Consider the following 15,759-nt stretch of genomic DNA (forward strand, 5'->3'; position numbering starts at 1 on the left):
TCATTCCTTTTCTTTTCTTTATAATTCTTTGAAATCAAGTAAAGGAATCAGCAATTCTGACTCTTCCTTTTCTGGAGTTTCTCCATTGTCGATCCAGCATTGTTCCTTATTGAATATAATCGGAGAAAGCGGGTGTCTTTTTGTCTCTCCATATCCTAATGTGAGATGGCTGTCGCTCAATATCATATGTGCGTTCGTGCCCCCGAATCCAAAAGAACTGATTCCGGCTCTCAAAACCCCTTTTCTGGGACGCCATTCTTTTAAAGACGTGTTCGGAAAGAATGGCGACTGATCAAATTTAAAACGCGGATTTGGCGTTTTACAATGTAATGTCGGCGGGAGCATCTGATTTTTTATGGATAAGGCAACCTTTATAATACTCGCTATCCCCGCTGCGCTCATTAAATGTCCGAAATTCGTTTTTACGCTGCCTACTCCGCAAAATTGCGTTTCTTCCGTAACCTCCCGGAACACTTCAGTCAGCGCTTTTAATTCAATCGGATCTCCTATCATCGTACCGGTGCCATGCGTCTCGACATAACTGAGAGTATCTGCATCAATTCCGCCTTTTTTCAGGGCTTTTTTTATCACTGCGCTTTGCGCTTTCGGATTAGGTGTTGTCATTCCCATTGTCTGTCCGTCATTATTAACCGCGGATGAGTCAATTACCGCGTAAATTCTGTCACCTTCGGCAAGGGCATCATCAAGTCTTTTCAAAAGGACTGCGCCGCATCCCTCTCCCGGTACAAATCCATCTGCCTTCTCATCAAATGTATGACATTTTCCTTCAGGTGAAAGCGCCCGAGCCTCACTCAGCATGACGTAAGGCTTTTGATCCAGCAAAATGTCAACCCCGCCCGCAATCGCCATATCTGACTCTTTTGACATCAGGCTTTGACAAGCGAGATGGACGCTGACCAATGAAGAAGAACAAGCCGTGTCTACAACCAGATTCGGTCCTTTCAGATTAAAAAAGTGTGAGATATGCGCGCCTATGAAATTTTGTCCTATACCAACGATCGTATTTTTTGAAGGGGAACCTATTTTGGACATAAACGTCCCGGTCCGCGAACCGACGAAGACGCCGACTTCTTTATTTGATACTTCTTCTTTTGTATAGCCGCCGTCTCTCAATGTCTGGACGCTGACCTCAAGGCATTTTTTGATTAACGGATCAAGCTCTGATGCCTCACTTTTGTTCATATTAAAAAATGCGGGATCGAAAGACTCAATATCTTGAAGAAATCCGCCCCACTTACTGATACTTTTTCCCTTTTCATAGGTGTCAGAGTAGTATGAAGAAATATCCCATCGCGACGCCGGGACTTCGCGGACACTATTTTGTCCTTTCTTCAAATTTGTCCAGAACGTTTCTGTGTCCGGAGCATCCGGAAACTCACAGCCCATTCCGATAATAGCGATTTGGTTCAGACTGGTTTGTTGCATTTGAGATCCGCTGTCCCGTACTTCGGAAGCATTTTGATTTATATGTTGCTCTTTTTTCCGAACCTCAATGTTTTCTGAATCAATTTGAGGACTGATCCCCTCACTTGCAAATAATTCGTTTAAATAGACGGCCAGTTGTGAAAAACTCGGATACTCCAGAAAAGCTGAAGGTTCAATTTTTATTTGAAATGCATCTTCCGCTTTTTTGACAAGCTGAACCAGTAAGATTGAATCAACTCCGTAATCCGCAAAAGACGTATCTTGATCTAAATTCCCGTAAGGTATTTTCAGCTCTGCGGAAAAAATCTCCATTAACTTCCTGATCATAGCTTCATTGTCTCCCTGACCAGAAATCACTTTTTCCTCAGCATCCGGGTTATTTTTAGCAGCTTGAATTCTTGTCTGAAGCAGCTGCTGCAGCATGAATTTCTCCGGATGTGTCTTTGCCGGTATAAGGCAGGGGTATCCGTTTATCGTCATCATTTCATCCAGCATGGCAATACCTGTTTCTGTTGAGTGAGATAGTAAACCAAGTGCCTGATATGATGGACTTGTCACCTCGCCCATCCCAATGTCCTTCCAGCTCGGCCAGTTAATTGATTGATAATATGTTCTGCCGGCTGCATGCTGATACGCCGCAAAGTAATCCATAAAAGCGTTCGCTGCGGCATAGTCACTTGTTCCGGCGCCTAATAAAGGAAAAGCGCTCGCAACAGATGAAAACAAAATGAAGAAATCAAGTTCGTCATCAATAAAAATGTCATGAAGTACCTGCATCCCCTGCACCTTTGGCTCAAATACTTCTCTTATTTCTTTATCAGATTTATGAATAAAAGCCGGATTCGAATGATTGGCTGCACCAGCGCAATGAATCACCCCGCCGATTTTGCCGAACTTCAGTCTCACCTCTGAAAAGAAGCGATGTAATGTTTCTTTTTCCGTGAGCGGCCCGGAATACACTTCCACCTGAACTCCCTTTTGATCCAACTCATGCAGCAGTTGTAATTTCGAATAAAGAGGTGACTTTTCATCGGTGTCTTTTAACATGCCGGCTATTTTATCAGATTCCGGAAGGTCGGTTACTCCCATCAACACAAGTTTTTTGACTCCCTTGCCGGCATAATGTCTGGCAAGTTCTGCTCCGATCCCTCTTGTTCCCCCTGTAATTACCAGGGTTTGATCCGTACGGCATACTGGCAGACCGGATAGTTTCCGGTTTATTTCCGCTGCATGTAATTTCTCGACGTATGGAATATAACGTTCACCGTTCCGGTAGCAGATTTCACTATACAGCCCGTCAGCGCAAGCTTCATCTGTGATTACCTGTCTCAGTTCCGCCGCAGTCCCGACATGCCCGTCTACATCTATTGTTTTTGATTTTATCTTTTGATACTCCGCACTCAGCATTTTATATAGTCCGGCTGTTTCGGCTCCGGCTAACGACGGCTTGTCATTCAGAAATGTCTGCAGCCCTCTGGTCACATGTAAAACGAAAAGCTGTTTACGTGTCTTTATGATTTCCTGCAGCAGTGTCAGCTTCCCGATTGTGCCAGTGCGTGCCCCGTTTTGATCACTCCGGAAATCTGACAGGTCAATCATGCCGATGATTTCCGGATTTTCTTCTATGACCGCTAGAGCCGTTTTTTTGGCTTCCCCATCCGAATGATCCCAGTTATCTGCGCAAATGACAGCGGATTCAATCATAGGGTCTGAATCAAACAATTCGAATGCAAGCCGCTCACTTTCACTATTAGCCAGGATCATCACCTGTCCTTTCGTAAAAGCGGAAGGCGCAGCCTTTTGTTTTTTCCACGATTTTTTTAATACATCAAATGATAAGTCAGTCGGTGCATGGGGCAGACTCTGCGGTACGCCTGTTTTTTTCTGTTTCTGTGCTGCTTTTGCGGCAGGCACCCAATATCTGTTCCGTTCAAAAGGATATGCAGGAAGAGAGATAAGCTTCGGTAATTCCGAAGTGTACATCTCTTCCCATTGAACATCTCCTCCGTTCACCCAGTGAATGGCCATTTCTCTTGCACTTTTAAAGTGAGCGGCTGACATGGCATCCTTTTGACCAGCGCCTCGGCGGGCCTTTCCCCTATATAAACCGTTTAACTTATGATCTGAACGCAAATACATCGTCAGCTTATTGCGAAGATCGTCAATGCTGCTAACCTCAACAGCGAGCCGCTCTTCCATAGCGTTTCTCCCGGTCTGCGAGGTGTACGCAGCATCAGCTAATGACGTTTTTGGCTCCAGTTCTTTTATATATGCATCAATCAAGAGTCTGAGCCGTTCTTCATTTTTGGCAGAAAGCAGAATAATTTGCGTCTTGTTGCTCTGTACCGTTTCCATCTTTTCTTCATTCTTATACTCTTCGATGATAATGTGGGCATTAGATCCTCCAGCGCCGAAAGAACTGATGCCTGACCTTCTGGCTTGATTTTGCGGCGTCTCCCAATCGGTCAGTTCAGACTGCACGTAAAACGGTGTTTCCCCAAAATCAATATTAGGATTTAAGTGATCGGAATGAAGGGAAGGAGCAAGCTGTTTATACTTCATTTGCATCAGCACTTTTGTAATAGAAGCAATTCCCGCCGCAGCCTCTAGGTGTCCGATATTTGACTTAACCGAACCAATTGCACAACGATAATCGCTTTTCGAGCTGTGCAAAGCTTTGGTTAATCCTGAAATTTCAATCGGGTCTCCCAAAGATGTCCCGGTGCCATGCGCTTCAATATAACTTATGCTGTCTGCATCAATCCCCGCCTTATCAAGAGTTTCACTGATGACGTTTGCCTGCTCGCCCGGATTTGGCACAGTGTATCCGTTTGTTTTTCCGCCGTGATTTACAGATGTTCCCTTAATCACACCGTAAATCCTGTCCCCGTCAGCCTTCGCGGCAGAAAGCGATTTCAAAAGAACGGCCCCGACTCCTTCTCCCGGCACATATCCGTCTCCTCCCGCTCCAAAGCTTCTGCAGCGCCCATCGCTTGAAACAAAATGATTTTGTGAAAGCAAAGTATATTTATCAGGGTGTAAGGATAAATTCACTCCTCCGGCAATAGCGAGGGTGGATTCTCCCCTTTTTATACTTTCACATGCAAAATGAACAGCAGAAAGTGAAGAAGAACACATTGTATCAATTGCAAGGCTGGGTCCGTGCAGGTCAAAGAAATATGACACCCGGTTTGCGATAGACGAATAAGAAGACAGGAGCGCCTGACGTTCCTCATCATCTGAAGCACCGGCTGCAAATAACTGATAGTGGCTGTAGGTGACGCCGACAAATACACCTGTCTTATGCCGTTTCAACTTTTTCTTTGTGTAACCCGCATCTTCAAACGTGTGCCACGCTGTCTCTAAAAATAACCGTTCCTGAGGATCAATTAACTCGGCATCACGGGGCGAAATTGAGAAGAACAGCGGATCGAATTTATCAGCGTCTTTTATAAAACCTCCCCATTTGCTGTCATGACGGGCATTGTCACCTGTGTGATAATATTTCCGAAAATCCCAGCGCTCTTTCGGTATTTCCGTTATACAATCTTTTCCGGAAGAAATATTTTCCCAAAACTGTTCCACATCCTTCGCCATCGGGTAGCGGCCGGCTATACCGATAATTGCAATATCTTCCTCGGAAGGTGCGGATGGTATGCGGGAAACGGAAAGCTTCTCCCGTTTCGCCGGCGCCGAATGATCAATTCGCTGTTCGGCTGCCGGTAAAAACGCCTTCTTCAACTCATGATGATAGTGTTCAAGAAAATACTCTGACAGCTCTTCAACACTGCTGTATTCAAAGAAAAGAGTCTTAGACACTCTTCCAAAATATTTTTCCAGACGGGAGTTAAGACCTAAAATCGTGAGAGAATCAATTCCGTAACGGTCAAACGTATCCTCGGGTAAAATACTGTCCGCCGGTCTTCCCGTTTCCGCACCGACGATCTCTGTCAAAAGACGGACCGTTTGCTTTTTCAGATCTTTTTCATTTAATTGCGGCAGATTACTGTTGTTTTCAGGCACAGTCTCTATTTCTTTATGATCAGTTGAGAGTAATTCACTTATTCTATCTTTGTCTCCGCTGATAACAGCCAGCTGAGAAGCAGAGCGGCTCATACTGTCCTGAAAAGCGGCAAGCCCTGCTTGGGCGGATAAAAGTTCCAGCCCTGCATGTCTTAAAGCTTGCAGCTCTCCCGGCCCGACTGTCATATTGCCCGCATCCCATAACGGCCAATTAATAGAAAGTGTTTTCCCGGGACGTCCTTTAATGCTTCGATACTGAGTGAATCCATCCATACATCCGTTAGCGAAGGCGTAGTCGCTTTGACCCGCATTAGGCAGAACGGCCGAAAGGGATGAAAACATAACGAAGAAATCAAGAGGCTCTTCTTCAGCTGCTTTATCCAGCCAAACGGTTCCGAATACTTTAGGCGCTATAACTTCTTCTATGCTTTCTTTCGTTTTTTTTATGATAAATGCATCCTTAACAAGTCCGGCACTGTGCAAAATTCCGTTTAATTCTCCGAATGTCTGCTTAATGTGCTTAATCAAAGCGTCCGTCTCTTTTTCCTTTGAAATATCTGCCGGGACATATAAGGCTTCAGCGCCAAGATTTTCAAGAGCGCTCAATTTTTGCGCCGTTTCACTGGAGGCCGGGGAACGCCCGGTTAATACCAGCTTGACTTCTGCCTGTTTCGCCAGATATTCAGCAAACAGATACCCAAGACCGCCGGCTCCTCCCGTAATTAAATACACACCGTTCTTTTTTACACTGAAACTATGTTTCTCCCCATCTTCTTTTTTTACTCTTTGAAGCTGCCTTTTATAATAATGCCTCGGCTCATAGCAGGTAAAGTGGTCCGTTTTACATTGATTGTTCCATTCAAAAGAGATGACATCTGCAATATGCTGCTTTGTAAACGGCTCGTCAAACATTGATTTCAGCTCTGCAGCCTTACATGTGAAATTCGGATTTTCGGCCTGTACGGTCTTAAGAAAACTTTCAACCGCGTTATAAATCGGCTGAACCTCGCCCTCGGTATTTTCATACAGGTACAAAATTTCTGCTTTCGGACAAAGTTTGTTCGCCATTAAGGCCTGAAACATTTGAAACAAGGAATACAGACTTTTATTGAGCTGCTTTCTCATTGCATCTTCCGTATTTTTGAAGAGCCCGGCAGCTAAAAAATGAATAATGTGGCGGGGTCTTATATTTTGAGAACGCAGAACCCCGCATAACGCATCATAATCCTCACCTTTTGTAAAGTTCATTGTAAAACGACCGTTCCGGCAATCTTCGAAACGCTCGCCGGAAGTCACGTAAATGAAAGGTGCCTCATAGCCTTCAAGCTGCCTCTTCATTACGGTATACATGCTGTCGTCTTCGCAAAAAAATAAAATTGGCTCTTTCGTATGCGGGAATTTTTCACTGCCTTTAAATTCATGTCTATCCCATACCATTTCATATAGATGGGTTTTCCCCAAGCTCTTAATGAATTCCAGCCCTTCTTCAGGCGTCAGGCTGCGTTCTTTCACCTTTTTCACGATTTGCTCAATTTGCATCGTTTTTTCATTCATGGAAAAGCAACTCCTCTATCAGCTCTGACGTCTCTTTCGTATTCATCTCACCTGTTTGTGCTTTTTCAAGAAGCGACATGATTTCTCCATCTGCTGTATCTTTATTTGAGTTGTGAAGCTCAGTGTTCGAGAAAGCCTCAGCCTTCTGCGCTTCATCTTTATTTAAATGAATCCAATGTCTGTTCTTGCTGAAAGGATAAAGAGGAAGAGACAGTTTAACCGGTTTGAGTTCCTCCTCATACAAGTCTTCCCAGCTGATTTCACAACCGATCGTCCACAACTGAGCCAGTTTGGCCGGCTTGTTTTGCTGAATTAGTGATTGAACATATGCATGACCTTCGGGGCCGCCGAATAAAGGAGCGTACAGACTATCAAAATCCGTTACATTTCCTTCATAAACACCTTGCAGCCTGCTCCCCTGGATGTAACCGTTTAATTTTTCAAGAAGATCTCCGGTATTCGAGCAAGTGATCGCAAGGCGGCATTCAAATGGTTCCCTTCCGGTTTGCAGCGTATATGCTATTTCTTCAAGACCGAATCCGGACTTTTCTCTAAAATTGCCGTTATGCGGTTTATCAGCTGATCGATTCCGGATGCGGCTGATATAGCGGCACAGCTCGCTCAGTGTCTTTAATTCCTGAAATATGTCAAGTGATATTTCTGTGCCGTACATTTGGTTTATAAAAGAGATTAATTCGGAATAAGCCAACGGATCAAATCCGAATTCCGAAAGAGGTGTCTTTGCATCTATATCTGCGGTATCTAAACGCAGGATACCCGCTGCCGCTTCCCGAACCGCCTCTTGTAAATCACGTTCCTGCACCTCTTGCTGACTGAATTGAACTGATCGTTCTTCATGTAAAAATGTTGTTAACTCTTTGGCTTTAACCATCAGCCTTTCCTTTGTTTTGGCCGATAGAACAATGATTTGTTCCCGCTCGGCAGTTACTGCTTTATCTTGGCCGTATTCAAATTCTTCCACGATGACATGAGCATTTGCCCCGCCGAATCCAAAGGAACTGACTCCGGCACGGCGCGGAATTTCATTTCCTTTTCGATCTTTTAATCTGGCCCACTTCATCGTTTTATTGACAATATGAAACGGTGTTCCGCTTAATTGAATGTAAGGGTTCAGCTCCTTGACATGAAGTGTGGCAGGCAATGTTTTATACTTCATGGATAGTAATACTTTAATCAGCCCCGGCATTCCAGAGGCGGGCTCTAAATGACCGATATTCGTTTTTACTGAACCGATGCCGCAATATTGGTCATGATTCTTTCCTGGATGCGGCTCAAAAGATCCAAACGCTTTTTTCAAGCCTTCAATCTCAATCGGATCTCCCAGTTCTGTCCCGGTTCCGTGTGCTTCAATATAAGATATCGTATCAACAGGAATACCGGCATTTTTGTAAACAGACGTTAACAGTTCAGCCTGAGCTTCCGGGTTCGGAGCGGTCAATGAAGCAGATCTTCCTCCGTGATTTTCTCCGGTTCCTCTCAGGACTCCGTAAATATTGTCTCTGTCATTCATTGCCGCTTGCAATGGTTTCAATAACAGAACAGCTGCACCTTCACCGCGGACATAACCGTCGGCAAGTTTATCAAACGTCTTACACCGGCCGTCCCTAGACAAAATACCGAGTTTATCAGTATACATATGCGTGACTGGATCTAAGAGCAGCGAAACCCCGCCTGCTACCGCCAGCTCACTTTCGCCATTTTGAATCGAGCGCACAGCTCTGTGGATTGCTGCAAGACTGCTTGAGCAGGCTGTATCAATGGACTCACTCGGACCTCTGAAATTAAAATAGTGGGATACACGATTGCTGATGAGCGCCTGGCTGTTTCCGGTTCCCGCAAACGCATGCGCCCCGTCCGAATGCCTCATCAGCAGCTGGCGGTAATCATTAAATTGAATGCCCGTAAACACCCCGATATTTTTTCCAGACAGCTTTGAAGCTTTGTAACCCGCATCTTCTATCGCTTTCCAGGTTTCCTGCAAATAAATTCTGTGCTGAGGATCCATGAGTTCTGCTTCCCGCGGATTAATATTGAAAAACGCCTCATCGAATTTATCGGCATCTGTGATAAAGCCGCCCCATTTCGAATGTACTTCGCTGCTTCCTTTGCCTTCGGCGTATTTTTTCCAATCCCAGCGATCCGGGGGAATTTCCTGAATCAAATCTTTTTCATTGATTAAATTGATCCAAAACTCATCTGCATTTTTTGATCCCGGAAAAACACAACTCATCCCGATAATGGCAACTGGCTGCTTCTCTGGATGATGGTCAGCCTGTCTTGTTGTCTTTTTTTCAAACGGAAAACTTCGCGGCGGCTTCACGGTTTTCCCGGCGGTTTTCCCAGCGTGCACTACTTTCCTTTTTTCAGAAATGTTTTTTTCTGCATCTGTATTCCCTTTTGCAACAGTACGCAGTTCACTGTTTAGAAATTCTGAAAGAGATTTTATATGGCTGTAAGTAAAGAAAACGGCAGGTGTCAGCTTAAGCTTGTATTTTTTATTCAGTCGGACAGCTAATGTTTTCAAACTGATAGAATCAAAGCCGAGATTGCCGAAATTCTCTGCCGTATCCAGCTGTTCAATGTTAATTTTCAATAATTCCGATACCATTTGCTTCAGTTCTTCCAGGACATTGTCTGCAGACACCGGTGCTGTATAAGAAATTTCCTCTTGACGAACCGGAAGCGTATTTACTTTTTGATGCGGCAGGTCTTTTTTTGCTGGTGTTGTTCCGGCATCCCCGGTAACAACCGAAATTTGCGGACAGTCACTTGCCAAAATCGTCTCAAAAGCCGCTATCCCTTCTTCCGTTTCCAAATAATCAAACCCGGATGCGGAAAGATATGCTTCTTCAGCTTCTTTGTTTAAATGCATTCCGCCTTTACGCCACAACGGCCAGTTAATCGAAATGCTCTTGCCTTGTCTCTCTTGCCGGCGGCTCTGTTCGGATCTCCAATTTATATATTGATCTTGAAAATAATTGCCCAACGCATAATTAACCTGTCCAAAATCTCCGAAGACCGCAGAAATAGAAGAAAATACGATAAAGAAATCAAGCGGCTCATCTTTCGTTAATTCATCTAAGCATACCGTTCCTTCAATTTTAGCAGTCATGCCTTCTGAAAAATCAGTCAGATTCATCTCTGTAAATAACCGATCATCGGCATGACCAGCTGAATGAATAACGCCTTGAATGGAGCCCCAAGTCCGTTTCGTTTCTTCTATGACCCGTCCCATCGTCTTTTGATCTGCGGCATCAGCTTGATAATATACCGCATCTCCTCCAAGCGCCTGCAGCCGGTCAATGTTATGTCGTTTATCAGCTGTTAACGGTGACCTTCCCGTCAATACTAATTTTGCTTGATATTGAGAGGCTAAATATTTGGCGAAAATCAGGCCCAGACCGCCCAAACCGCCCGTTATGAGGTAAATCCCTTTCTGTTTCAGCTGATGAGAGTGCTCTGTATGATTGAATACATACTCCTTTAATGTCTTAACATACCTCTTGTCATTTATATATTTAACTTCTTCCGCCTGCCGTTCCACGCCTGAAACCATTTCGTTAAGACAAAATTCAGCCATTTTTTCAATTGATATACGTTCTGAAAAACCGATTGACTTCACATTCTCTGCGGATGGCACCAACATATTTGCCGTTTTTAAACAGCCTGCAAGAGCGCCCGTATACGGATCATTCACGCCTTCTTTAAAAGAGTGAACAAGAAGCAGAGAATGAAGATAAAGAGCGGCGTCACTGCGGGCGTTCAGCGCTTTTAATAAATAAAAAATTGATTCCAGGCCGCTGAGAAGGCGGTCACCCGCGTAAAATGTTTCTCCCGTGTGCAAGATGACATCAGGAGAAAACCCCTTTTTCTCCAATTCTTCGAATAAACGAATGTAATCTGACGTCACTTCCGGGTTTATACAGAATGTCAGCAGATTTTGATCGGTCTGCCGCTGATCCGGCGTGACGAGAATGACACGGCTGTCTGATTGATTTTTCAGAGCTCCAGCCAATGCTTCATCTTTTGCAAAGACCAGAATTGTTTTAGGCTCCCTATCTTTCATTTCAATCAGAGGGTTTTTTTGATCCCACTTATGCTCATAAAAACGTACATTTTTATTAGGCTTTCCGCCAAAAACCAGTCCGCTCAGTTCCATCAAAATCCCGCCGGCATTGTCTAATACATACACATCATAAGCCGAATCGCTTTCTTCAGTTTGTTCTGCATATACATAAACGGGTTCAGTCTCATGATCAAAAATCGTACATTCTTTAATGTTTTCCGGGAGCTCTCCGGCATTTTCCCCCGCAAGGTATATGACGGCTTGATATACGCTCTCAATAACTTCCGGTTTGATTATGCACCCTTTCGGCTCGGCCTTTGCTTTTATCTTTAAAAGTACCTGTCCGTTCCTGCTGACACATTGCTCTGCGGCTTTCAGACTGTCACTGCAGCTGTATCCGAATTCGGCAAGCCGCTGATAAAACGCTTCATACGGTATGCGGTCTGCGCGCTGAGACAGAAACGGCTCAAGACGAATATTTCCGTTCTCGTACGCCCCGCCTTCTAATTCGAGCCGCCCTGAGGAATAAATGGATGAGTCGCTCTGTTTTTCTATAGAATACGATGCACCCTGATTATCCGGGGTTAATACAATCCGGATCTGCTCATTGCTTCCGCTTTGTAACATCGGTTCTCTAAAGGAGAGCTCTGTTAATTTAATAATCGGATTCCCTGAAGCCATCGCTCCGGCAGCTCTCGCCATTTCAATCTGGCTGAGAAACGGAAACATTTCCTTGTCTTGATACTTTGTTTTTATATACAAATCGGTATCGCTTACATTGATAAGAAACTTCTGTGCTTTAAAATCAGATATATTGCATGAAATGTAAGGATGCAGATCGTTATTTACGTTCATCCGGCGGCTTCCCGTATTTTGCGCATCTATTCTGCATAGCTCTTTGGCAAATGGATATCCGGGTGCTGATACCCGTCTCAGAGTGACATCTTTATAAAGTGACGGCCAATCTACCCCGTTACCGGCAACCCAGTATTCAGCAATCTTCAAAAGATCCCTGTTTGCGGCTGCTTCTTCAATTTCAGCTTTGTTCATCCTTTTTGCTTCTGTTGTGTCTTTGCCGCTTGTAAAAATATGATCCATCGCGTTTCCGAGAGTATAGTCTGTCAGTCCTTTAAGCAATTCATCTCTTGTGGAGGCGATAACAGCCAATCTGTGCGGCATTTCTTCTCTGCCGGTTTGTAAAGTAAATGCTGTATTTCTAAGTGTTTCTAATGGATAATCTCTGGCTGCTATATGTTCTTTTGCGCGTTTTGCATATTCTTCCAGCCTGTCGGCATTTTTTGCAGAAAAAACAAATAAAAGCTGTTCAGGTTCTTCAGCCGCGAGAGGAGAGATAGCTTCATCCGCAAATTCTTCTAAAATAACATGGGCATTAGCTCCTCCTGCCCCGAAAGAACTGATTCCGGCACGCCTGGGAACGGATGACTCCCATTTTTCGGCACTGTCCGGTACATAAAAAGGTGTTTTTTGAAACGGTATATTTTCATTCAATTCAGCAGAATGAGTCAGTGACGGAACAATTGTTTTATGTTTCATTTGAAGAATAACTTTCGTAATGCCCGCTATGCCTGCAGCAGCCTCAAGATGTCCGATATTTGATTTAATCGACCCGATCGCGCATGTCTTCTTATCGCGTTCGGCACCTGAAAATGCTTTGGTCAGACCGGTGATTTCAATCGGATCTCCTAACGCGGTGCCTGTTCCGTGAGCCTCTATATAGCTGATGCTGTCTGGATCAATAAATCCTTTTTTTAAGGCTCTCGTAATGACCTCACTTTGAGCTTTGGGATTCGGCACGGTATATCCATTCGTCTTAGCACCGTGGTTGATGGCTGTTGCCTTAATCACTGAATAAATCTGATCACCGTCGGCAATAGCCTTTTTTACGGGTTTCAGCAGCACGGCACCTGTCCCTTCTCCCGGCACATAGCCGTCTCCTCCTGAACCGAAGCTTCTGCATCGGCCATCACTGGATAAAAATCCGCCTTGAGTCAAGAGTTCATATTTATGAGGATGAATGGATAAATTGACGCCTCCTGCAATTGCAATTTCACATTCATTCCTGATTAAACTTTCACAAGCAAAATGAACAGCCGTTAATGATGAGGAACACATCGTGTCCAAAGCAATACTTGGCCCGCTGAAATTAAAGAAGTAGGATACCCGGTTGGCGATTGATGCATATGAGGAAGAAACGGCCGCTTCGTGACCAACGCTGTACAGCTGATATTGGCCGTACATAACCCCTGCAAAAACACCGACGTTTTTTCTTTCAAGCGTTTTCTTTGCGTACCCCGCATCTTCTATGGTGTGCCAAACCGTCTCTAAAAACAGTCTCTCCTGCGGATCAATTAATTCAGCTTCGGCAGGAGAAATATTAAAGAACAACGGATCAAAATGATACACATCGTCAATAAATCCCCCCCATTTGCTTTGGTTTTTTACTTCATCGCCCGCTGCGGGCTGATAGTGCAGCCCCGAATCCCACCGATCCTTAGGTATCTCAGTTATACAGTCTTTACCGTTCAATAAGTTTTCCCACAGAGTATCAAGATCATTTGCCATCGGGTAACGTCCGCTGATACCGATAATCGCGATATCATTGTCATGATACTTCTCCTGCTGCTGCACCTGATTTTTCATCTGGATTTTCTGTTTCCCGTTAACTTCGGCTGTCTGTTTATTGTCTTTTTTCTTCTGAGATGGGGTGCTGCTCCTGTTTTCTCCTAACCGGAGTTTATGAAGAAGAGTATCCCTGTGCTCCTCAACGAAATACTGTGACAATTCTGCCGCAGTCTGATATTCGAATAACAGCGTTTTTGAGAGCGCGCCGAAATGTTTTTCAAGCTCATTCGTCATATTGATAATCATAACGGAATCAAGTCCGTATTTTTCCAATGCCTCTTCTGCATCTATTTTGTCCGCAGGCATCCTGAATTCTGCAGCAATCATTTTTATAATAAAATCAGATGTTTCAGCTGTCAGTTTCTCTGAATCAAATGATTCGATATTTCTCCCTGTTCCTTCATCTGCCTGAATATTGTCTTTTCGTTCATATAATTGATGAACATGATTGTCAATTTGCTCATCTCCGTAAAATACAGTAAATTGCGAAAAACCGGAGGACAATGCGACTGCAAACGCTTCTTTACCTTCTTCTTTTTCTAAAGGATAAAAACCCGCCTTTTTCATTGTCTCTACCGTGCGCTCATCCACTTGCATGCCGACTTCTTTCCACAGCGGCCAGTTCAGAGAGAGAGAAATCGTATCAGAATCCTGGGCAGAACGCATATTCATGAAATGATCCATATAACTGTTTCCGAACGCGTAATCAGATTGCCCGACATTTCCCAACACTGCGGAAGTAGAGGAGAAGCAAATGAAAAAGTCAGGATTTTCTTTCTCAACAGCATCATTCAGCCACATCGTACCCAATACTTTCGGTCTGATTACCTGATCGAATTCCTCTCGTGACTTGTTAAGAAGGAAAGAATCACGGATGATTCCCGCGCCCTGAATGACCCCGTTTACTTTTCCATAAGAAGTTTTGGCTTTTTTGACTACATATTCGGCTTCTTCCTTATTGGTAATATCAGCCTGAACATAAACAGCTGAAGAACCGGCATCCTCTAATCGTCTCAGCTGTTTTCTTATATGATCTGAAAGCGGAGATCTCCCCGTTAAAACAAGGCAGCATTTTGTTTGAAAAGCCAAATATTCTGCAAAGGTAAATCCTAATCCGCCCGCGCCTCCCGCGATAATATATACTCCATTTTCTCTCAGCGGCACATCTCCGCTTCGGGAATTTTTTTCGGGTTCATACGTTTTGAGCTGTTTAACATAACGCTGCATGTCTTTATAACGGATCTCTACATCTGAAGGCTGGAAATCACTCAGCTCATTGCGTATGATATCAGCCGCGTGAACGGCTGCTATTGACTGCTCCAATTCAATGCTTTTTGCTGAGATTAACGGATTTTCCAGCTGCAATGTCCGCAAAAATCCGCTTGCCGCCGCGTAAAGAGGCTGTTCTCCGGAAAGATGCGAAAAATATCCGTATAACAGCTTGATCGGTTTGCGGCAGTTATTTTTGAAGAGCGCCTGTTGCAGTAAAAACAAAGAATAGACTCCGCTGTCGCATTGTTCACGAATCGCTCTCTCAGTCTTTTCAAACGGCATGTCTGACCATAAATGCACCGCTTCCCGTATATCTGACTTCTCTTCTTCTATAAGCCATCCTAACAGGTTTATGTAATCTCTTTCAGAGCGGGGGTCGATTTCAAATACACCGTCCCCGGTTTTTCGAAACTCTTTCCCCGGCTTAACCAAAATAACCCTTGTATCATGCAATGCAGCAAGTTCATTTCTCACAATTTCATTTTTATCAAATAATAAAAGGCTGCCCTCACGTCGGCCGCCTTTTACATGAATGCTGAGATCTGTCCGCTGCCAGACCGTCTGATAATATATCGCCTGTCCGTTACCCCCTGCGGAATGAGAACCAAGCTGCTGTATCCGCTTTACTCCTTCTTCCAAAGAAATGATGCCGCTTTCTATGTCAGAAAGTACTTTTTTTCTAATATGACGGGCTTCTTTCATAAAAATCTTCATCCCCTTTACAAATGGCACTT

2 protein-coding genes are annotated in these 15,759 nt (G+C 44.2%); both read right to left on the reverse strand.

Annotation, left to right across the window (positions count from 1 at the left end; translation table 11 throughout):
• Positions 1–18: 18 nt before the first annotated feature.
• Complete coding sequence (locus tag AR442_RS12230; protein WP_014417644.1) at positions 19–7,023, reverse strand: SDR family NAD(P)-dependent oxidoreductase; 7,005 nt, start codon at positions 7,021–7,023, stop codon at positions 19–21.
• Positions 7,016–15,727: a type I polyketide synthase gene (locus tag AR442_RS12235; RefSeq protein WP_014417643.1), complete on the reverse strand. Its 8,712-nt coding sequence runs from the start codon at positions 15,725–15,727 to the stop codon at positions 7,016–7,018. The genes AR442_RS12230 and AR442_RS12235 overlap by 8 nt, the downstream gene beginning before the upstream one ends.
• Positions 15,728–15,759: the final 32 nt, after the last annotated feature.

The organism is Bacillus velezensis (assembly GCF_001461825.1).
GTDB classification, from domain to species: domain Bacteria; phylum Bacillota; class Bacilli; order Bacillales; family Bacillaceae; genus Bacillus; species Bacillus velezensis.

Bases quoted from the DNA above. Each gene is read 5' to 3' on its own strand.
- AR442_RS12230 (WP_014417644.1), bottom strand. From the start codon at position 7,023: ATGAATGAAAAAACGATGCAAATTGAGCAAATCGTGAAAAAGGTGAAA.
- AR442_RS12235 (WP_014417643.1), bottom strand. From the start codon at position 15,727: ATGAAAGAAGCCCGTCATATTAGAAAAAAAGTACTTTCTGACATAGAA.